The organism is Streptomyces sp. NPDC102270, assembly GCF_044766405.1.
Lineage (GTDB): Bacteria > Actinomycetota > Actinomycetes > Streptomycetales > Streptomycetaceae > Streptomyces.
The window spans coordinates 239457-259469 of sequence record NZ_JBIWLX010000003.1; the positions used below are offsets into that span (position 1 = coordinate 239457).

The 20013-nt window shown below is 71.7% G+C and carries 21 protein-coding genes and 1 pseudogene; 12 read left to right on the plus strand and 10 right to left on the minus strand.

All coding sequences use genetic code 11. The features are described 5' to 3' along the window. Positions 1-73: 73 nt before the first annotated feature. From ACIRP7_RS06480 to ACIRP7_RS06495, 4 genes are all read right to left on the minus strand, one after another. Positions 74-1033, minus strand: a complete 960-nt coding sequence (locus tag ACIRP7_RS06480) for an SDR family NAD(P)-dependent oxidoreductase (RefSeq protein WP_403654672.1) — start codon at positions 1031-1033, stop codon at positions 74-76. Positions 1034-1307: 274 nt separating this feature from the next. Beyond that, entirely contained in the window at positions 1308-2477 is a 1170-nt protein-coding gene (locus ACIRP7_RS06485; RefSeq protein ID WP_403654674.1) for an aromatic acid exporter family protein, read from the minus strand. A gap of 28 nt (positions 2478-2505) precedes the next feature. Continuing rightward, positions 2506-3162, minus strand: a complete 657-nt coding sequence (locus tag ACIRP7_RS06490) for an HAD family hydrolase (RefSeq protein ID WP_403654676.1) — start codon at positions 3160-3162, stop codon at positions 2506-2508. 39 nt (positions 3163-3201) lie between these two features. Continuing rightward, a complete protein-coding gene (locus ACIRP7_RS06495; RefSeq protein ID WP_403654678.1) occupies positions 3202-4239 on the minus strand; it encodes a PHP domain-containing protein in 1038 nt (345 codons plus the stop codon). A gap of 204 nt (positions 4240-4443) precedes the next feature. On the opposite strand from ACIRP7_RS06495, the gene ACIRP7_RS06500 reads away from it, so the two are divergent. The 3 genes and pseudogenes from ACIRP7_RS06500 to ACIRP7_RS06510 all read left to right on the plus strand — a co-directional run bounded on the left by ACIRP7_RS06500 (position 4444) and on the right by ACIRP7_RS06510 (position 6544). After that, positions 4444-5253 carry an SDR family oxidoreductase gene (locus ACIRP7_RS06500; RefSeq protein ID WP_403654680.1) on the plus strand — a complete coding sequence of 270 codons (810 nt, stop codon included), beginning with the start codon at positions 4444-4446 and terminating at the stop codon, positions 5251-5253. Continuing rightward, a pseudogene (locus tag ACIRP7_RS06505) lies at positions 5250-6264 on the plus strand (DNA topoisomerase IB). The gene ACIRP7_RS06500 and the pseudogene ACIRP7_RS06505 overlap by 4 nt, the downstream one beginning before the upstream one ends. A 43-nt stretch (positions 6265-6307) precedes the next feature. After that, positions 6308-6544 carry a hypothetical protein gene (locus ACIRP7_RS06510; protein WP_057613237.1) on the plus strand — a complete coding sequence of 79 codons (237 nt, stop codon included), beginning with the start codon at positions 6308-6310 and terminating at the stop codon, positions 6542-6544. Positions 6545-6553: 9 nt separating this feature from the next. Here ACIRP7_RS06510 and ACIRP7_RS06515 read toward each other — a convergent pair whose 3' ends face one another. Together ACIRP7_RS06515 and ACIRP7_RS06520 are read right to left on the minus strand one after the other, a co-directional pair. After that, positions 6554-7774: an RICIN domain-containing protein gene (locus tag ACIRP7_RS06515; RefSeq protein WP_403654682.1), complete on the minus strand. Its 1221-nt coding sequence runs from the start codon at positions 7772-7774 to the stop codon at positions 6554-6556. 110 nt (positions 7775-7884) lie between these two features. Continuing rightward, complete coding sequence (locus tag ACIRP7_RS06520; protein ID WP_403654684.1) at positions 7885-8448, minus strand: VanZ family protein; 564 nt, start codon at positions 8446-8448, stop codon at positions 7885-7887. A 216-nt stretch (positions 8449-8664) separates the two neighbouring features. Between ACIRP7_RS06520 and ACIRP7_RS06525 the strand changes: the two genes are divergently transcribed. Genes ACIRP7_RS06525 through ACIRP7_RS06550 form a run of 6 tightly spaced genes read left to right on the plus strand, consistent with a single transcriptional unit; the run spans position 8665 to position 12405 of the window. After that, positions 8665-8859: a hypothetical protein gene (locus tag ACIRP7_RS06525; RefSeq protein ID WP_403654686.1), complete on the plus strand. Its 195-nt coding sequence runs from the start codon at positions 8665-8667 to the stop codon at positions 8857-8859. Continuing rightward, the gene (locus tag ACIRP7_RS06530) at positions 8856-9308 is read left to right on the plus strand and encodes a monovalent cation/H+ antiporter complex subunit F (protein WP_403654688.1); all 453 of its coding nucleotides are present in this window, start codon (positions 8856-8858) and stop codon (positions 9306-9308) included. The genes ACIRP7_RS06525 and ACIRP7_RS06530 overlap by 4 nt, the downstream gene beginning before the upstream one ends. After that, on the plus strand, positions 9301-9561 hold the full coding sequence (locus tag ACIRP7_RS06535) for a hydrogenase subunit MbhD domain-containing protein (protein WP_403654690.1): 261 nt from the start codon (positions 9301-9303) through the stop codon (positions 9559-9561). The genes ACIRP7_RS06530 and ACIRP7_RS06535 overlap by 8 nt, the downstream gene beginning before the upstream one ends. After that, a complete protein-coding gene (locus tag ACIRP7_RS06540) occupies positions 9558-10298 on the plus strand; it encodes an MnhB domain-containing protein (protein WP_403654692.1) in 741 nt (246 codons plus the stop codon). Before ACIRP7_RS06535 ends, ACIRP7_RS06540 begins: the two co-directional genes overlap by 4 nt. Next, positions 10298-10645, plus strand: coding sequence for a sodium:proton antiporter (locus tag ACIRP7_RS06545; RefSeq protein ID WP_403655132.1), 348 nt, complete (start codon positions 10298-10300; stop codon positions 10643-10645). Before ACIRP7_RS06540 ends, ACIRP7_RS06545 begins: the two co-directional genes overlap by 1 nt. Next, the gene (locus ACIRP7_RS06550; RefSeq protein ID WP_403654694.1) at positions 10645-12405 is read left to right on the plus strand and encodes a complex I subunit 5 family protein; all 1761 of its coding nucleotides are present in this window, start codon (positions 10645-10647) and stop codon (positions 12403-12405) included. The genes ACIRP7_RS06545 and ACIRP7_RS06550 overlap by 1 nt, the downstream gene beginning before the upstream one ends. Here ACIRP7_RS06550 and ACIRP7_RS06555 read toward each other — a convergent pair whose 3' ends face one another. After that, positions 12406-13068 carry a DUF4230 domain-containing protein gene (locus ACIRP7_RS06555; RefSeq protein WP_352384812.1) on the minus strand — a complete coding sequence of 221 codons (663 nt, stop codon included), beginning with the start codon at positions 13066-13068 and terminating at the stop codon, positions 12406-12408. Positions 13069-13219: 151 nt separating this feature from the next. On the opposite strand from ACIRP7_RS06555, the gene ACIRP7_RS06560 reads away from it, so the two are divergent. Beyond that, positions 13220-14413 carry a cytochrome P450 gene (locus tag ACIRP7_RS06560; protein ID WP_403654697.1) on the plus strand — a complete coding sequence of 398 codons (1194 nt, stop codon included), beginning with the start codon at positions 13220-13222 and terminating at the stop codon, positions 14411-14413. Positions 14414-14416: 3 nt separating this feature from the next. Here the strand turns inward: ACIRP7_RS06560 and otr(A) are convergent, their stop codons facing one another. Continuing rightward, the gene (gene otr(A) / locus ACIRP7_RS06565) at positions 14417-16264 is read right to left on the minus strand and encodes a tetracycline resistance ribosomal protection protein Otr(A) (RefSeq protein ID WP_403654699.1); all 1848 of its coding nucleotides are present in this window, start codon (positions 16262-16264) and stop codon (positions 14417-14419) included. A gap of 219 nt (positions 16265-16483) precedes the next feature. On the opposite strand from otr(A), the gene ACIRP7_RS06570 reads away from it, so the two are divergent. After that, positions 16484-17437, plus strand: a complete 954-nt coding sequence (locus ACIRP7_RS06570; RefSeq protein WP_352384818.1) for a ribose-phosphate pyrophosphokinase — start codon at positions 16484-16486, stop codon at positions 17435-17437. Between the two features lie 25 nt (positions 17438-17462). Here ACIRP7_RS06570 and ACIRP7_RS06575 read toward each other — a convergent pair whose 3' ends face one another. Further along, positions 17463-17843 (minus strand): anti-sigma factor antagonist, encoded by a 381-nt coding sequence (locus ACIRP7_RS06575; protein WP_403654701.1) that lies wholly within the window; start codon positions 17841-17843, stop codon positions 17463-17465. Positions 17844-18004: 161 nt separating this feature from the next. Next, a complete protein-coding gene (locus ACIRP7_RS06580; RefSeq protein ID WP_352384822.1) occupies positions 18005-18442 on the minus strand; it encodes a MarR family transcriptional regulator in 438 nt (145 codons plus the stop codon). Between the two features lie 103 nt (positions 18443-18545). Between ACIRP7_RS06580 and ACIRP7_RS06585 the strand changes: the two genes are divergently transcribed. After that, positions 18546-20000, plus strand: a complete 1455-nt coding sequence (locus tag ACIRP7_RS06585) for an aldehyde dehydrogenase family protein (RefSeq protein WP_403654703.1) — start codon at positions 18546-18548, stop codon at positions 19998-20000. Positions 20001-20013: the final 13 nt, after the last annotated feature.

A 20013-nucleotide genomic window follows, 5' to 3' on the forward strand; every position in this document is an offset into this window, starting at 1 on the left:
TCAGGGGCGTGGGCAACTGCCCGGCCGGCCGCAGCGAGCCGGCCTACGCGTGCGAGGCAGGTCCCGCGAAGCGTCAGGCGAACGCGTTCACGCCCGTGAGCTCCGCCGACAGCGTCCACAGGCGCTCCGCCTGGTCCGGGTCGGTCGCCCACGCCCTGACGCCGCCGCTCTCGTCGCCGTCGACGGCGCCCTCGGCGATGTCGCAGTCCTCCAGGTAGACGCCGCCCATTCCCGCGAGCTGGGGCGAGGTCGCCGCCCACACCTGCGTGGCCGCGCCCTGCTCCGGGCTCTTGAAGCCCGAGGGGTTGAGCACGTTGCCCTGCTCGTCGATCCAGCCGCGCTCCACCATCTCCGCCTTGGGGAGGTGACGCTGCAAGGGGGTGAGGATGCCGCCCGGGTGGAGCGAGAACGCCCGCACCCCGCGATCGGCGCCGAGCTTGTCGAGGTGGACGGCGAACAGGACGTTCGCCGTCTTCGCCTGGCCGTACGCCTGCCACTTGTCGTAGCCGGTCCGCCAGTGGACGTCGTCCCAGCGCATGCCGGAGAAGTGGTGGGCACGTGAGGACACCGAGACCACGCGGGCGCCGCCGGGCTCGATGGCCGGCCACAACCGGTTGACCAGCGCGAAGTGCCCGAGGTGGTTGGTCGCGAACTGCGCCTCCCAGCCCGGCCCGACCCTGGTCTCCGGGCAGGCCATGATCCCGGCGTTGTCGATGACGAGGTCGACCGTGCGGCCCGAGTCGAGGAACCGCTCGGCGAAGGCCCGCACGCTGTCCAGGTCACCCAGGTCGAGTTCGTCCACTTCGACACGGTCGATGCCGGCCAGGGCCTTCCAGGCGGTGTCGGGACGCCGGGCCGGGACGACGACCCGCGCGCCCGCCTTGGTGAGCGCCCGGGTGGTCTCCAGACCGAGCCCCGAGTAGCCGCCGGTGACGATCGCGAGCTTGCCGGACAGGTCGACGCCCGCGAGGACGTCGTCGGCCGTGCTGTGGGCGCCGAACCCCGAACCGATCTTGTGCTGTGCAGTGCTCATGACGGGAACGCTACGAATTGGAGTGCTCTCGAAGTCAAGCCGGGACAAAAGGAAGCCCCGACCGGACGGGGGAATCACGGTCGGGGCGGTCAAGGGGTGGGCACGGATGGCGGTCGCCTCTCGGCGAAAGGCGCCACAGGGCTTCAGCCGAACGATCGTCCCTGTGGGCAAAGGGTGAGGCCCGGGGACACTGTCCCATCCGTACCCACGGTCTGTTCAACGGGCAACCACCCGCTGGTGTTCCGCCCTGCGGCCCGCCCCGGGGTGAGCCGCGTCACCCGTTCCGACCGGTCGGAACGGTCTCGCTCCACAGGTTCTCGGCCTGCAGCAGCAGGGTCCCCAGCACCGTCGTGCCCTCCGCCCCCTGCCCGGCGTGCTCTCGCAGCCCGTCCTGGAGCTGACCGCGCAGCTCCCGCATCGCCGCCTCGGCATGGTCGTCGGGACGATCCTCACCGCCGGTCGCCAGCAGCCGTTCGCTCTCCGCGTGGCAGGCGTCGCCGATCAGCTGGAGGAGGTCGGCGTACGCGTCCAGTACCGGCCCGGCGGGCGCGACGGGGGCGCGGTCCTCGTCGGCGGCGACGACCAGGGTACGGGTGAGCGCGCGGATGTGACCGGTGACGCGGCTCCAGCGCTCGTCGTCCTGCTCCGGGGGAATCGACGCGGGAAGCCGCCGTACGGCACGCCGCGGACCGGCCGTCAGACGCAGGCTCTCCCGACTCCAGCCGCGGGCGGACCGCAGTGCCCCCAGCCGGCGCTCCAGCCGGGCCGAGGCATGCGACCAGCCCTGCACGTCCCACTCACCGTCCCGCAGATCACCGGCCAGGGTGTGCAGGACATCGCCCGCCTCCCGGGCCAGCGCCGCGAGGTTCGCCCGCACGTCCCGCAGATGGATCGGCGGAAGCACGAACGCGTTCACGGCGAGGCCGATGACCGCGCCGAGCGCGGCCTGTCCCACCCGGTGGCCGACCTCCGCCACCCCGACCGTGCTGGTGGAGAGGGTGAACAGCGCGGTGGTCGCGCCGTAGATCCCCTGGTCGCCGAAGCGCGGCCAGTTCGCGAGGAGCACCAGCAGCGGCACGGACAGTGCCACGGCGCCCAGCGTGCTCCCGGTCACGGCCAGCGCCACCGACGCCAGTACGGCCCCGCAGCAGATCGCCGCCAGCTGCCGTACGGCCTGCATCAGCGAGCTGAACACGGTGGCCTGCACGAGCACCACCGCCACCCAGGGCGCCATCAGGGCCATCGGATCGCCCATCCACACACCGGCCACGAGCCAGGCGAGGATCGCGGCGGCCGAGGCCTTGAGCGACTGCACGAGCAGATCGCGCTCCCGCCCCGGGCCACGGAAGGCGGCACGGGCCGCCCGGCCGAAGGCATGTGCCCCCTGCCGTATCGCGTGCGTCGGGCGGGGCTGTCGACGTAGAGCTTCCGTCACACCAGTCATCTGCTATGGGTTCCGGTCGTCCGGCACGTCATGCCAGGGGACTGTCCGCCAGGGACGCCAGCAGGTGGGCCGGATCGTCGTAGATCGCCTGCGCACCCGCCTCCTCCAGGTCGGCGCGGGGGATTCCGCCGCACAGGACGCCGACACAGCGGACGCCCGCCCGGCTGCCGGCCTGCATGTCCCAGACGGTGTCGCCGACGAAGACCGCGCGTTCGGCGGGCACCCCCGCCAGTTCCAGCGCGTGCTCGACGGGCTCGGGGGCGGGCTTGCCCTCCTCGACGTCGTCTGCGCTGGCGGTGGCCATGATCGCGTCGTCGGCGGCGATCGCCCGGCGCAGCGCGGACAGTTCCGCCCCGCCCGCCGAGGTGGCGAGGACGACCCGCCAGCCCTCGCGGTCCAGATGCCGCAGCAACCGGCCGGCGTCCTGGAGGGCGGGCAGCCGGTCGAAGTACTGCCCGTAGAGCGCCTTGTGGGCGGCGCTCAGCTCGGCGTCCTGGTCCTTGTCTCGGTCCTCGCCCAAAAGATGCGCCACGAGGTCGTCGGAACCGAGCCCGATGGCCCGGTGGACGGCGTGCATCGGCACCTGGTGGCCCGCCTGCCGCAGCGCCTCCCACCAGGTCGTCACATGCAGGTGGTTGGTGTCGACCAGGGTGCCGTCGACGTCGAACACTGCAGCCCGTTCCATGTACCGCTCCTTGTCCTGTCGTGCCGCACGGGTACCACCTCAAGGGCCCGCCACTCGGTCCGGTACCCGGCCTTCCCGGGACCAGGCCAGCAGTTCCCCGAGGTTCCAGGTGGTCACGATCCGCTCGGCCGGCACCTCGCACTCCTCCGCCCGCGCGCAGCCGAGGATCTGCCAGTCGAGCTGGCCGGGCGCGTGCGCGTCGGTGTCGACGGAGAACAGCACGCCCGCCTCGACCGCCCGGCGCAGCAGCCGGCGCGGCGGGTCGAGGCGCTCCGGGCGGCTGTTGATCTCCACCGCCGTGCCCGACTCCGCGCACGCGGCGAACACCTCGTCCGCGTCGAACTGCGACTCGGGCCGGCCGCGCCCGGTCACCAGCCGTCCCGTGCAGTGCCCGAGGATGTTCGCGTGCGGGTCGCGCACGGCGGCCACCATGCGCCGGGTCATCGAACGGGCGTCCATGCGCAGCTTGGAGTGCACGGACACGACCACGACGTCCAGGCGGTCCAGGAGTTCGGGTTCCTGGTCCAGGGAGCCGTCGTCGAGGATGTCGCACTCGATGCCGGTGAGCAGCCGGAAGGGCGCCCAGGTCTCGTTGAGTGCCGCCACCACGTCGAGTTGCTCCCGCAGCCGCTCCGGTGACAGCCCCCGGGCCACGGTCAGCCGTGGCGAGTGGTCGGTCAGCACCGCCCATTCGTGGCCGAGCTCCGCCGCGGTCCGGCCCATCTCCTCGATCGGGCTGCCGCCGTCCGACCAGTCGGAGTGCAGATGGCAGTCGCCGCGCAGGAGCGCCCGCAGCTTCTCGCCGCCCCTGGCCCGGGGCGCTGCCGACTCCTCCTCCAGCTTCTGCAGATAGCCGGGTACGCCTCCGGCCAGCGCCTCGCGCACCACCTGGGCCGTCTTCGGGCCGATGCCCTTGAGTGACTCCAGCGACCCGGCCTCCGCGCGCTCGCGCACCTCGTCCGCGGGCAGCTCGGTCAGTACCCGGGCCGCCGTACGGAAGGCACGGACGCGGTACGTCGGTGCCAGGGACCGCTCCAGCAGGAAGGCGATCCGTTCCAGGGCCTCGACGGGATCCATCGCCACCTCCTCCAGAGTTGCCCGGCTCCTCCAGAGTTCCCCAGGCGCCCGGGCGCCGCACGACGGACGAGCGGTTTGTCGGGCAGCGCGCCGGGTACTGCGATGCCTCGCCGGACGTCCCCCGGATCTCGGACCCCGGGCCCCGGTCGTCCGGCAACCGCCTCGTCGTGCCCGACGAGACCCCCGCCCTACGAGGAGGCTGAGATGTCCGCCCCCACCGCACCCGACACCAAGGCGGCCGTGATCACCGGAGCCGATTCCGGCATCGGCAGGGCCACCGCCGTCCGGCTGGCCCGGGCGGGGATGGACGTCGGCATCACCTGGCACACCGACCTCGAGGGCGCCGAGGAGACCGCCGAGGAGGTCCGCGCCCTCGGCCGACGCGCCGAGGTGGCGCGGATGGACCTCACCCGGCTGCCCGCCGCCGCGGACACCGTCGACGAGCTGTGCGACCGGCTGGGCCGCCTCGACGTCCTGGTCAACAACGCGGGCACCGGCACCATGACGCCCTTCCTCGACCTGGAGCTCGACACGGTCCGCGAGGTCCTCGACGTCGATCTGCTGGGACCGTTCCTGTGCGGTCAGCGGGCGGCCCGGCACATGATCCGGCAGGGCGACGGCGGCCGGATCGTCAATGTGACCTCCGTGCACGAGCACCAGCCGCGGGTCGGCGCGGCCCCGTACTGCGCGGCCAAGGGCGGCCTGGGACTGCTCACCCAGGTGATGGCCCTGGAACTCGCCGAGCACGGCATCACCGTCAACGCGGTCGCGCCCGGCGAGATCGCCACCCCGATGACGGGCCAGAAGGACACCGACGTCCACACCGAGAAGCGTCCCGGTGTCCCGCTCGGCCGCCCGGGTGACGCACGCGAGGTCGCCGCCGTGATCGCCTTCCTGGCCGGCCCCGAGGCCACCTACGTCACCGGTGCGTCCTGGAGTGTCGACGGCGGGATGCTCCGCATGGGCCCGCAGGCCGGCTCGCACCTCGGCGACGACGAATGGCGGCGCCCTTGAGACTGCGCACCAGTTCCTGCGAGCGTCCAGGCTTCACCCGGGTCCGCTGCGGCCGGGGTTTCCGTTACCGAAACCCCGAGGGCAAGCCGGTCACGGACCCGGACGTGCTCGCCCGCATCCGCGCCCTGACCTCCCGCCCGCCTGGCGCGAGGTGTGGATCTGCCCCTGGCCCAACGGGCACCTCCAGGCCGTGGGCACCGGCGCCGCCGGACGCCGCCAGTACCTGTACCACGAGCGGTTCCGCGCCCAGCAGGAGCAGGCCAAGCACGAGCACGTGCGGGAGGTGGCCCGCGCCCTGCCCACGCTGCGCGAGCGGGTCGCGGAGGACCTCGCGGGGCGCGGCCTGAGCCGCCCCCGGGTCACGGCCTGCGCGGTGCGCCTGCTCGACCTCGGCTTCTTCCGGATCGGCAGCGACCGGCACACCCGCCAGACGGAGACCTACGGCCTGACGACCACGCTCCGCGAGCACGTCACCTGCGGCCGCGACGAGCTCACCTTCGCCTACCCGGCCAAGGGCGGCATCGAGCTGGTCCGCGCGCTGGTCGACGAGGACGCCCTGACCGTCGTACGCGCGCTCGACCGCCGCAGGAGCGGCGGGGACCGACTGCTCGCCCACTGGGAGCGGGGCGCCTGGCACGATCTGCACGGCGCCGACCTGAACGAGGCGCTGCGCCGGCTGTCCGGCACCGACATCACCGCCAAGGACTTCCGGACCTGGCACGCCACGGTCCTGGCCGCGGTCGCCCTCGCCGTCACCGCCGAGGAGGCCCGGACCACCCCGACGGCCCGCCGCCGGCAGATGGCCAGGAGCGTGCGCGAGGTCAGCCACCACCTGGGCAACACGCCGGCGGTGTGCCGGGCCTCGTACATCGACCCGCGGGTCTTCGAGCTGTTCGAGCAGGGGAGGACCGTCGCCCCCGCCCTCACCCGGCTGGGCGAGCACGGGACTTCGGGCGGCCGGCCACCCAGGGCGCGGTCGAGGCGGCGGTCCTCGAGCTCCTCGGCGGGTGACGCACGCCTCTCCCCGCCGCGGGATGCGTTCTACGCTCGAACCATGACCGAAATCGCGAGCCCGCACATCGCCACCCCGCGGATCATCGTGCTCGGGGTCCAGCCGACCACACCGCCGTTCCGGATCGTGGAGATCGACGGGGAGGTGGTCGGCGAGGCGAGGGCCGTCACCGACGTCCTGGAGGCGGCCGCCGCCTTCGGTATCACGGTCCACGACCTGGACGACCCGGACGTGGTCCGCTGGGTGGGCGGCGACAAGTTCACCTGGACCCGGCACTGACCCGTCGGCTCAGCCGACCGTCCACTTCTGGTTGGCGCCGCCCGTGCAGGTCCACAGCTGCAGCCGGGTGCCGTTGGCCGAGTTGTTGCCGGTCACGTCGAGGCACTTGTCGGCCTGCGGGTTGACGATGTCGCGGGCGCCCGTGACGGTCCACCGCTGGGCCCCGGAGCCGTTGCAGTCGTAGAGCTGGACCGCCGTCCCGTCCGCGGTGCCGCCGCCCGTGACGTCCAGGCACTTGCCGAGCGCGCGGATCGTGCCGTCCGAACCGACGGCCCACTGCTGGGCGGCGCTGCCGTTGCAGTCGTAGAGCTGTACGGCGGTCCCGTTCGCGGGGTTCGCCCCGGCGACGTCCACGCACTTGCCCGCGAGGCCCCGGATCGCCGCCCCCGTTGGCGCCTCGCCGGTGGTCACCGACACGTGGTCCACCACGAGCTGCTGCGGGAAGGTGGTGGAGCCGTCCGGGTCACCGGGCCAGTAGCCGCCGACCGCGAGGTTGAGGATCAGGAAGAAGGGCTTGTTGAAAACCCAGGTGCGGCCGCCCAGGTCGGCGGGGGTGCGCCGCTGGTAGACGGCCCCGTCGACCGACCAGGTGATCGAGTCGGGTGCCCAGTCGACGGCGAAGGTGTGGAAGGCGTCCGCGAAGGCCTGGCCGTTCGGCAGGGAGTAGCCGGCGCCGATGCCGCCCGAGCCGGAGTAGCCGGGGCCGTGGATCGTGCCGTGGACGGTCGAGGGCTCGAAGCCGACATTCTCCATGATGTCGATCTCCCCCGAGGCCGGCCAGTTGACCGGGGTGCCGAGCATCCAGAACGCCGGCCACATGCCCTGCCCACGCGGGATCTTCATCCGCGCCTCGACGTGTCCGTACTGTGCGGTGAACTTCCCGGAGGTGTTCAGCCGGGCCGAGGTGTACTGGCAGGTGCCGTACCAGCACTGGTAGTTCGCGGGGTTCTCGCGCCGGGCCGTGATCACCAGATGGCCCTGCCCGTCGAGGGCGGCGTTCTTGTTGCCCGAGGTGTAGTACTGCCGCTCGTGGTTGTTGACGTTGTCGCCGGTCTCGATCTGCCACTTCGAGGAGTCGACCGCGGCTCCGGCGGGCCCGTCGAAGGTGTCGGAGAACGTCACCGCGGCGGCGACGACGGTGGGCGGGTCCGCCTGGGCGGTACCGGACGAGATCAGCACGGCGGACAGTGCGGCGAGGAGACATCTGCGCAGCAGGCGTGAGGCGGCCACGGCTCTTCCTCCGGGGTGGGGGGGATGGTGTCGCCTCTTGATTTAAGGAGTGAACTAAGCACCAGTCAATACTCTGGTACAGACCAGAAGTTGAGCGAACCCCGGATCCCTTACGCCTTCTTCGCCGACTTGTCCCGCGGCTTCTTGTGCACCGCCCGGCTCAGCCGCCTGCCCAGCAGCAGATAGCCGATCAGAGCGCCGGAGGTGTTGAGGATGACGTCGTCGATGTCGAAGGCCCGGCCTTCCACGAGGGCGCCCTGCGCGAACTCGACGAGCAGCATCACGAAGGCAGTCAGCAGCGCGATCCGCAGCAGCCCGCGGGTCTTCGGGGCGATGATCGGAACCAGGATGCCGAACGGGATGCCCAGCAGGATGTTCCCGCCGATCTGCTTGAAGGCGTCCCGCAGCTCGGGCTGGTTCAGATAAGCCTTGAGGGAGGCGCCCGGATGCAGGTTGGTGTGCGTCAGATCCACCGACGCCGGTGAGGGTTCGAGCGTGAGCCGGGCCAGGACGACGGCGAACGCCACCATGAACACGAACGCGAACACCATCGCCACGAAACGGACCACGAGGGAGAGCGGATCTCGCCGGGGGCGGGCGGGCTTCACCGCGCGCTCGTTCTTGGCGGTGCCGGTGTCTGACCCCGCTCGCGAACGTGACGGCGCCCAGGCCATTGGATCCTCCACTCTCGAACTTCCCAGTGTCGAAAGGCGCTTACCCCTGAACGGTCCGAGGATGCCGCCGCACACCGGTCGGCCTCCGGTTTCCCTTCGTACGGTCGGGGCACGCGGGCTGGAGTACCGCGCGCGTCGCCCCCGCACGCCCTCGGACCGGTGTTTGGATGGCGCGCGACGAACGTTCCCCAGGCCGCGGCTGCGAGGAGGTGGCGCATGACCGGGCCTACGACCGGGCGTACGACACTCCTCGCCACAGCCGAACTCCTCGGCTGGTGGACCGCGCTCGCCGTGCTCTGGCTCATGTTCATCAGCACCGTGGACACCCTCGAACTCGCGGTCGGCGCGGCCGTCGCCGGCCTCGGCGCGCTCGCCGCCCGGGCCGCCCGACGGGCGGTGACCGGACGGTGAACGGCTGGATCCTCGCGGCGACCGTCGTCCTCGGCGGGGGAGTGGGCGCCACCGTGTGGGGCGTCGCCACCGGGCCGCTCGGACGCCGGGTCGTGGCACAGAACCTGTGCACCGCCTTCGCCTGCCCCGCCCTCCTGCTGCTCTCCCAGGGCTACGACCGCCCCTCCTACGTCGATCTCGCCCTGGTCCTCGCCCTGCTGGGCCCGGTCGGCACCCTCGTCTTCGCCCGGCTGCTCGCCGACGAACTGGCCGAGGACCCGCCGAGCGCCTGGGGCCTGACCTACGCGGCCGCCGCGGTCGGCGCGGTGGTCGTCACCGCGCTGTGCGCGGCCACCGGCCCGAGCCGGGCGACGGCCAAGCTCCTGGTCGTCGGGGCCCTGCTGATCGGCGGGAACGTCGTCGCCTCCCGCGCCCTGTCCGGCGCGTTCCCGGGGGTCCGCCGTGGCTGACGCGGTGATCGTCGTCGCGCTGCTCCTGGTCGCCGTGTCCGCGACCGCGGCGGTGGCCGTCCGCGACCCCGTACGCCAGGCCCTGGTCCTGTCCGTGCTCGGCCTGGTCCTCGCAGTCCTGTTCACCGTGCTCCAGGCACCCGACGTGGCCCTGTCGCAGCTGGCCGTGGGCTCCGCCCTCACCCCGCTGTTGCTGCTGCTCGCCGTCCACAAGGTCAGGCGGCGCGGAAAGAAGGAAGGACACCGCCGGTGAGCCGCCGCGCCCGGCTGTGGCTCCTGGCGGTGGGCGGCGCGGGCCTGGCCGCCCTCTTCGTGGCCGCCGCCCTCGACCTGCCCGCCTTCGGCGGCGACCACCACCCCTACGGCGACCGGGCCGTCCACGCCTCCCTGGCCCGGCGCACCGCCAACGTCATCGCCTCCGTCAACTTCGACCAGCGCGCCTTCGACACCCTCGGCGAGATGACCATCCTCTTCGCCGCCGTCATCGGCTGCGTGATCCTGCTGCGGCAGACCCACGACGAACACCGCGCCCGCGCCGCCGCCGAGAAGCTGGCCCGCCCCGTCCGCCGCTACGCCCTCCTCGTGCTCCCCGTGGCCCTCCTCACCGGCCTCTACGTGATCGCCCACGGGCAGCTCAGCCCCGGCGGCGGCTTCCAGGGCGGGGTCGTCGCCGCGACCTCTCTGCACCTGCTCTACCTGGGCGCCGACTACCGGGCCCTGGAACGGGTCAGGCCGGTCGGCCTGTACGAGACCGGCGACGCGATCGCCACCTCCGCCTACGTCGTCACCGGCCTCGCCGGACTGATCGGCGGCTCGGCCTTCCTCGCCAACACCGTGCTGCCGTACGGCACCTTCAACACGCTGTCCTCCGGCGGCACCGTCCCCCTGCTGAACGCGGCCGTCGGCATGGAGGTCGCCTGCGCGGTCGTCGTCCTGCTCGCCCGCTTCCTGGACCAGACCGTCGAGATCGAGGAGGGGAACGCGAAGTGATGGATGTCTTTCCCTATCTGGTGGCCGGATGGGTCTTCCTGGCCGGCTGCTACGGCCTCGCCACCAGCCGCAACCTGATCCACGCCGTCGGCTGCCTGTCCGTGTGCCAGGCCGGTACCTACGTCCTGCTGCTGGCCGTCGGCTACCGCGACCACGCCACCGCCCCCGTCTTCTCCGACCTGAAACCCGGCTCGCGCCCCGTCGTCGACCCGGTCGTCCAGGCCCTGACGCTGACCGACGTCGTCGTCGGCGCCACCGTCACCGCCCTGCTGCTCGCCCTCGTCGTGCAGATCTCCAAACGGCACGGCACGGTCGACCCCGACGAACTCTCCGAGCTGCGCGGCTGATGGACGACCTGCTGCCCCTGCTGGTGGCCGTACCGCTGCTCGGGGCCGCCCTGCTCGTCGCCGGCGGCCGCCTGGTGCCCCGCCCGGTCGCCGAGACCGTCGGCTGCGCGGTCTCCGCCGGTACGGCCGGCCTCGCCCTCGTCCTCCTGCTGAACTCCTCGCCGCCCTTCCTGGAGTGGGCCGGCGGCTGGGTCCCCGTGCAGGGACAGAGCGTCGGCATCGTCCTGATCGGCGACGGGGCCGGCCTCGGCATGGCCGCGCTCGCCTCCCTGCTCACCCTGGCGGCACTGGCGTACTCCTGGCACTATTTCGACGAACCGCCCAGCGGCCACGCCGGGTCCTTCCCCGCGCTCCTGCTGCTGTTCCAGGGCGGCATGTGCGGGTTCGCGATCGCGGGCGACCTGTTCAACGCGTTCGTGTGGTTCGAGCTGATGAGCGTCGTGGCGTACGCCCTGACCGGCCACCGGGTCGAGGAGGCCAGGGCCGTGCAGGGCGCGCTGACGTTCGCCGTCGTCACCTCGCTCGGCGCGTACGCCATGCTCATGGGCATCGGACTGCTGTACGCGCGCACCGGCGAGCTGGGAATGCACCCGATCGGCCGGGGACTGGACGCGCACGGACGCCCCGACGCCCTGGTCCTCGCCGCGTTCGTCCTGGTCATGACCGCACTGCTGGTCAAGTCGGCCGCCGTCCCCTTCCACTTCTGGCTGCCCGACGCGCACGCCGTCGCCCCCACCCCGGTGTGCATGCTGCTGTCGGGTGTCATGGTCGAACTCGGCACCTTCGGTGTCTGGCGCGTCTACGGCACGGTCTTCTCCGGTCCCGGCGGCGTCCCGGCTCCCGAGTTCGAGCGGGCCCTGGTGACGCTGGGCGCGCTGACGGCCGTGATCGGCGCGGTGATGTGCTGGTACCAGCGGCACATCAAACGGCTGCTGGCCTACTCGACGGTCGCCCACACCGGGCTCTTCCTCATCGGCATCGGCGTCCTGAAGCCGGAGGCCGACGACGGTATCGCCCTGTACGTCCTCGGCCACGCCGGAGTGAAGGCGGCCCTGTTCGCCTGCACCGGCATTCTCCTCGACCGCTACGGCAGTGTCGACGAGCACGCGCTGCACGGCAGGGCCCGTGAACTCAAGGGCGTCGCGGTGCTGTTCGTCCTCGGCGCCCTCGGCCTCGCCGGCCTGCCGCCCTTCGGCACGGCACTCGGCAAGTCGGTTACGGAGGAAGCCGTGGGAGGCCCGCTCACCGTGCTCTACGTGGCGGCGAGCGCGGTGACCGCGGCGGCCGTGCTGCGGGTCGCCGCTCGGGTGTTCCTGGGCCTGGGCCCCCGCCCCGAGGTCGGTTCCGGGTACGAGACGACCGGCTCCGGGGAGCGGCCCGAGACCCGGCACCGGCTCAGCCGGATCCCGGACACCATGACGGCGGTGCCCGCCGTGCTGCTCGCCGCAGCCGTCGCCGTCGGCGTGGCCCCCGGTTTCGCCAGGGTGGTCGCGCACTCCGTGAACGAGACCGGATCCGCAGGCGTGTTCACCTCCGTGCATTGGACCCCGGCCGGAGTCCTGCTGGGCCTGGTGTCGACCCTGCTGGCCGGGGTCCTCGCTCTCCTCGCCGTCACCCGCCCCGAGCCGTTCGCCGCACCGGACCGGGCGCTGTGGCTACGGCGCCTGCAGTCCGGGCACATCGGCGACTACGTGGCGTGGGTGCTGGTCGGCACCACCGTGCTCGGCGCCCTCACCCTGCCGGGCATGCTCGGCGGCTGATCAGGTGCCGTAGGTGACCTCGACCTTCTTGAAGCCGAGCGAGTTCAGCAGTCCCTTGAGCATGTTGGTGGTGTTGGTCTCGGCCCGTTTGGTCAGCTCGCTCTCCTTCGCCGCCTCGGTGATGTGCTTCACCGCGAGCTTCTGCACGGCCTGTTCGCTGTTCGGGTTGTCGGAGAAGAAGTCGCCGAGCCGGTCGAGCAGACCGCGCTGTTTGGAGACCGCGTAGGAGCGGTCGGCGTCCAGCGTGGCCTTGCCGAGCTGCGCGTGCGGCAGATGGAGCGTGGCGGCCGTGCGGTCCTCGTTGACCGTCACGTCGTTCTTGGCGACCTTGCCGAGGTCGACGTAGGCGTCGACGGCGCCCGCCCCCACGTACAGGGTGCGGGAGCCGCGGATCGCGTCGGGCAGGAACTTGGTGTCCTTCTCCAGGTCCACCACGACCTGGAAATTGCCGGAGGCGGCGTCGTAACGGCTGATGTCCTGGATGGACTCCAGAAGTGCGGGACCCGAACGGTCGTGGGTCTCCGTGCCGAACAGGTCCTTGAGGCCAGGGAGCACGCTGAACCGGATCCCGGCGAAGAACACCACGAGCACCACCACGACGGCGGTCAGTATCTTCGCCCAGCCGGGCATGCGCCTGGACACTCGCCTGATGGGAGTCGTCATGCGACGGCCCTCCTTCCTACTGCACGGATGCCCACGGATGACCCCCAAAAGCCCTGGGAGACCGTCTTGTTGGCCGATTGGGACACTGACGGGACACACCGGGGCGCACTAGCGTGGGGAACTCCGCGTACCGGCGTGTCTGGAGACCTGGATGAGCACAGACAGCACGTCCCGGACCCTTTGTCCCATGCACCGTATCCCCCTGCCCGAGAACGGCCCGCCCCGGCTCACCACCCTGGCCACCGGCACCCCGGTATGGCTCGTCACCCGCTACGCCGACGTGCGCCAGGTGCTCATGGACCCCCGATTCAACCGGAAGTCCCTCAGGGACGAGGACGCCCCGCCGCTGCTCCTCGTACCGAACCTGCTGGACTCCCCGGACGGCCTCCTCAACCAGGACGGGCCGCCCCATCAATTGCTGCGGGGTACCGTCCAGCGGGCCTTCACCCCGCGCGCGATCGCCCGCTGGCGGCCCTGGACGGCCTCCGTGGTGGAGACCCTCCTCGACGACCTCGCACGGCAGCCGCAGCCCGCCGACATCGTCGAGGGGTTCACCCGCCGGCTGCCCGTCTCGGTGATCTCCCGGCTGATGGGCCTGGAGCACGCCGACTGGGAGCGCATCCGCGACTGGGCCGACCACGCCCTGTCCGGCGGCGCGCACACCGCCGAGGAAGTCGGCGCCGCCATGCGGGAGTTCGGCCACTTCTGCGCGGGACTGATCGCCGAGCGGCGCAAGGAGCCGGGCGACGACCTGGTGAGCGCCCTGGTCGGCGCCGGCGACGACCAGGGCATCGACGAGCCCCGTCTGGTCATGCTGGTCCTGGGCCTGGTCGTCGCCGGTCACGAGACGACCATGACCGCCCTCGGCAACATCGTCGTCCACCTCCTCACCGATGGGCGGCAGGCCTGGCCCGGTCTCGCCGAGAGCCAGGAGTCGGCCGAGACCGCCGTCGAACAGCTGCTGCGCACGATCCCGCTGAGTGAGGGCAGGGTGCTGCCCGGGCTGATCCGCCGGGCCGTAGAGGAGGTCGAGGTCGGCGGGGTGACGATCCCGGCGGGGGCCGTGGTCGCCGTGCAGACCAACGCGGCGAACAGAGACCCGGATGTCTTTCCGCGGCCCGAGGAGACCGACCTGTTCGCCCCGCTGACGACACCGAGCGTGGTGTTCGGCGCCGGTCCCCACCACTGTCTTGGCGCATGGCTGGCCCGCCTGGAGCTGGGGCTGGCCCTGCACCGGCTCGCGGTCCGGTTCCCGGGGCTGCGGGCCGAGTTCACGCCGGAGACGATCGACTGGCGGGAGGGACAGATGACACGGGGACCGCGCCGGTTGCCGGTGTCGTGGTGAGTGCTACTGGTGAGGCTTGAGTTCACGGTCGCCCGACGGCCTGGACCACCACACTCCTTCCCCGCGGGTGAGCCCGGGAAGCCGCAGCTCGATCTCCCGCACCCGCCGCGCCGGGAGCCCGCCGGTGATCACCCATGCCGTGGCCCCACCCGTGGTGCCCGTGAACTCGGCTCCACAGGCGGCGAGTTGCCCGGTGACCGCAGCCAGTGCGTCCAGCGGCACCTCCGCCTCGAACGCGTGGTACGGCTCGAACAGCCGGGTCCCCGCCCGCTCCAGGGCGCGGCGCAGCACGATCGGCGTGAGCCCGCGGAAGTCGGCGGCGGTGCTGAGGGGCCCGACGAATCCGGAGCGGACGAGGGTGACCCGGTAGTCCGTCACCGCCGCGCCGCTCAGACCGGTGCCCATGCTCGCGTGGACGGTCTCCTCGATGGCCTGGTGGAACGCCCGGGGGAGCGCGCCGAGTTCGGTCTCGTACGCGAAGACCCCACCGGAGCCGCGCTCACCCGGCTCGACCCGCAGTCCGATCGTCGCCCAGTAACGGGTCCCCAGATGCCAGGGACACTCCTCGCACGCTTCCCCGGTGCCGCGCGGCCGCTCCAGGTACCGCACCCGGCCCGGCTCGAAGTCCGCCTCGACACCGAAGTCCTGGGCGAGGGTCGCCGCGAGCACCTCCATCTGCACCTCGCCGTACAGGAGCAGCGAGGTGGCGCCCGCGGACGCGGGGCGCACGTGGATCAGGGGGTCCTGGTCGGCGAGGGCCAGCAGGGCCGAGCGCAGCCGGACCGCCTGACCGGGGTGGCGGGCGGTGACCAGGGTCTCCAGGGTCGGGGGAGCGAACTGCGGCGCGCGGTCGGTGAGTGCACCGAGGCGGTCGCCCACGCGGAGGCCGGCGGAGAAGGTCAGCGCCGCGATGGTTCCGGCGGTGAGGGGTCCGTTCAGGTGCGTCACCCGCCCGGAGACCCGGCTGGTCGCGCCGTCGGCCTCGCGCCTGAGAAACGTCAGCCGCTGACGCTCCGTCACCTCGCCGTCGTACAGCCGCAGATACGCGGTGCGCTCACCGCCGGGTCCGGGGCGTACGGCGAACACCGCGCCGCGCGGTTCGCCGTCTCGTGTCGCAGGGCCGGCCGGGATCAGCCGGATCACGCCCTCGACCAGGTCGCGCACGCCCTGGCCGCCGAGGGCGGAACCGAAGAACACCGGGTGGAAGGAGCCGTCGGCGGTGCGGGCGGCGAGGACCCCGCGCAGGTCGTCCGGGGTGGGCGCGGGGCCGTCCACGACCGCCGTCAGGATGTCCGGGTCGACCTCGGCGAGGGCCTCGGCCAGCCCGCTGTCCCCGGGCAGGGCGGTCACTCCGGCGGCGGATGTGCCGATGCCCGTCACCTTGGTGAGCGGGGCGACGTACGGCGTCAGCCTGCGCCGGATGTCGGCGAGCAGGCCCTCGTCGCGGGCACCGGACCGGTCGATCTTGTTGACGAAGATCAGCGTGGGCAGCCGTAGCCTGCGCAGGGTCCGCATCAGCACCCGGGTCTGTGCCTGTACGCCCTCCACGGCGGACAGCAGCAGGACCGCCCCGTCGAGGACCTCCAGGGCGCGCTCGACCTCCGCGATGAAGTCCGAGTGCCCCGGGGTGTCGATGAGGTTGATCCGGGTGTCACCGACGGTGAACGAGGCGACCGCGGAGCGGATGGTGATGCCGCGCTGCCGCTCGATCGCACCGTCGTCGGTGCGGGTGTCACCGGTGTCGACGCTGCCCAGCCGGTCGATCGCGCCGTGCTGGAACAGCAGCCGCTCGGTGAGGCTGGTCTTACCGGCGTCGACGTGGGCCAGAATTCCGATGTTCAGGGTGTGCATACGCGGTCGAGTCCTCGAGAACCGTGGGCCGAAGGGGGCGCTGGGTCGATTCGAGGAGTCGGCGCATGCGAGGGATCCTGACGTGAGGGAACTCGGACCTGGCCATGATGGCATCCGCCGGTCGGGGCACCGCAACCCAATTTCGCCGGCCGGGCGGTCGGCGGGCGGGCCAGTAGCATGAGCCGGGCAACCCGAGATGATCATCATAGGAGCAGGTCCGTGCGAGACATCGCCGTGTTCAGCGGTAGCGCCCACCCCGAGCTGGCGGCTGAGGTCTGCGCGCATCTGGGGGTGCCGCTCAGTCCCACCCGGGTCAGCCGGTTCGCCAACGACTGCCTGGAGGTGCAGCTTCAGGCCAACTGCCGGGAGCGGGACGTCTTCCTCGTCCAGCCGCTGGTCAGGCCGGTCCAGGAGCACCTGGTGGAGCTGCTGCTGATGTGCGACGCGGCCCGTGGTGCCTCCGCGCGCCGGATCACCGTGGTCATGCCGCACTACTCCTACGCCCGCTCCGACAAGAAGGACGCGCCCCGCATCTCACTGGGCGGACGCCTCGTCGCCGACCTGATGGTGTCGGCCGGCGCGAGCCGTGTTCTCGCCATGACCCTGCACTCCCCGCAGGTGCACGGCTTCTTCTCGGTGCCCGTCGACCATCTGCACGCCCTGCGGGAGCTGGCCGCGCACTTCCGGCAGTACGACCTGACCCGCACCACCGTGGTCTCCCCGGACCTCGGCAACGCCAAGGAGGCGGCCGCCTTCGCCCGGCTCATCGGCGCGCAGGTGGCCGCGGGTGCCAAGCAGCGGTTCGCCGACGACCGGGTCAGCATCAGCGACGTCATCGGCGAGGTCGCCGGACGGGACGTCATCGTGCTGGACGACGAGATCGCCAAGGGCAGCACGGTCCTGGAACTGCTCGACAGGCTGCGCGAGCTGGGCCCGCGCTCCATCCGGGTCGCGTGCACGCACGGGCTCTTCGCCGACGGTGCCCTCAAGAGGATCGGCGAGCAGCCCGACGTACTGGAGATCGTGTGCACCAACACCGTGCCGGTCCCCGTCGAGGAACGCACCGACAAGTTGCGGATCCTGTCCATCGCCCCGGCGCTCGCCGAGGCCGTACGGCGCATTCACAACGGCGAGTCCGTCAGCGCCCTGTTCGACTCGCCCCGCAGTGAGTAGCGGACGATCATTGAGTAGCGGACGGTCATAACGTCTCGGACGTCGTCTCGGGCTGGCCCAGGGCCGCGTCCAGCGACGGCAGCGGGGGCAGCAGCCGGGCCAGGCCGGTCACCTTGATGATCCGCAGCGTGAGCGGGTGCGTGCAGACCAGGAGCAGGCTGCCGTGGTTGTCGAGCACGCGCGCGCGGGCCCGGTACAGCAGCCGCAGGCCGGAGCAGTCGAAGAACTCCACGCGACTGAGGTCGATGACGAGCTGCGCGTCGGGCTGCCCCGTGACCTGGTCCATATGGGGGAGAAGCTCCACGGTCGCGGCGATGTCGATCTCCCCGCGGAACTCCAGCACGGTGTGACCGCGGTCCTGGTGGATGCGCAGATGCCGGGACGGCGGTGCGGGTTCCTGCTGCACGACGACATCGCCTCCAACCGACCGTGCCCGGGGGCGCGCGAATCCGTTCCCCGCACTGCAAGTTACCCTCGGTGGAGCGAATTTGAGCATGTTCGATTGACATATGTCTTCGAATTGCGACCGTCGGTTCGCACCGGGTTCACGCGGGGCTCGCGCCCGGCTCACGACAGGGCGTGCCAGGCCCTGGTCAGTGCTTGACGGAACTGCTCGGTCTGGTGCGCGGTGAGGTCCCGCACCATCCGCTCCTCCAGCTCCCGCACGGGACCCTCGTGCTGGGCGAGCAGCGCGCGCCCCTCCTCGGTCAGCAGGATCAGCAGTTCGCGCCGGTTCTTCGGATTGCGCTCCCGGCGCACCAGTCCGCGGGTCTCCAGGGAGCGCACCAGATCGGCGATCGACTGGGCGGTGACGAAGGAGTCCCGGGCCAGTTGCGCCGCCGACAGTCCGTCGTGCCGCTCCAGCACCGTGAGGGCCGTGTACTGAAGGGCGGTGATCCCGGAGGGTCTGACCAGGTCGTCCAGATGGGAACGGACGACGAGCTCCACCTGTTTCACCATGTAGAGGAGTGACGGGGGCGCCTTGGTCAGCTGTGTGTCGAGCATGGGTTCAGGCTAGACCATTGACAGGAAACCTGTCTGTAAAGAGACTGCGAACCAACAGGAATCCTGTTTGTTGAAATCTTGGCGACGAAGCTGAGGAGCCGCGATGTCCCCCATCGAGATCGAACCCGGACGGCTGTTTGTGGGCGGCCAGTGGCGTGAGGCCGCCGACGGTGCGCGCACCGAGGTGGTCGACCCGTCCCGGGGCGCGGTCGTCACCACCGTCGCGGAGGCCGGAGCCGCCGACGTGGACGCGGCCGTGCGCGCCGCCCGGGAGACCTTCGACGACGGCGCCTGGTCCGGCCTCAGCGGTCGCGAGCGGGGCCGGATCCTGCACCGGGTCGCCGAGCTGATCCGCGAGAACGCCGACGAACTCGCCCAGTTGGAGAGCCTGGACGTCGGCAAGCCGATCTCGCTGTGCCACGCGGTGGACGTGACCAACGCGGCCAACGACTACGAGCACTTCGCGGCCCTCGCCCACTCCCTGGACGGCTCCGTCCGCAACACGCCCATGAACGCCCTCGCGTACACCAAGCGCGAGCCGCTCGGCGTGGTCGCCGCGATCACCCCGTTCAACTTCCCGCTGATCCTCGCCGGTTCCAAGATCGGTCCCGCGCTCGCCGCCGGCAACACGGTCGTGCACAAGCCGGCCGACGAGACCCCGCTCAGCGCCCTCTACATGGCCGGACTGTTCCAGCGGGCCGGCGTCCCGGACGGTGTCGTCAACGTGGTCACCGGCGCCGGGCCGGTGGCCGGCGAGGCCCTGCTGCGCCACCGCGGGGTCGACAAGGTCGCCTTCACCGGCTCCACCGCGATCGGCCGGCACGTGGCGGCGACGGCGGGCGAGGCGCTCAAGCCCGTCACCATGGAGCTCGGCGGCAACGCGGCCAACATCGTCTTCGAGGACGCCGACCTGGAGAAGGCGGTCGGCGCGATCATCAAGGCGTTCGTCTTCAACACCGGCCAGTTCTGCATGGGTGGTCCGCGCCTGCTCGTGGCCCGCTCGGTCCACAGCACCCTGCTCGGCATCCTCGCCGACGCCGTGCCCGGCGTGCCGGTCGGCGACCCGCGCGACCCCGGGACCGTCGTGGGTCCGATGGCGGGGGAGAAGCACCTGAAGAAGGTCGAGGAGTACGTCGACCTGGCCCGCAAGGAGGGCGGCCGGATCGTCTGCGGCGGTGAACGCCTCGACCTCGACGGGGGCTTCTACTACAAGCCCACCGTGATCGCCGACCTCTCCAACGACTCCCGGGTCGTGCAGGAGGAGATCTTCGGTCCGGTCCTGACCGTGCAGCCCTTCGACACCGAGGACGAGGCCGTCGCCCTCGCCAACTCCACGCCGTACGGACTGGCTTCGGGCGTGCAGACGACCAACCTGGCCCGCGCGCACCGGGTCGCCGACCGCCTCCAGGCGGGCATCGTCTGGGTCAACGACTGGGCGATGCTCGATCCCGCGGTGCCCTTCGGAGGGGTCAAGGACTCCGGCTACGGCCGCGAGTACGGCCCCGAGGCGCTCGACGCCTACACCAGGGTCAAGTCCGTCGTCGTCTCGCTCGACTGAGCACTACCAAGGA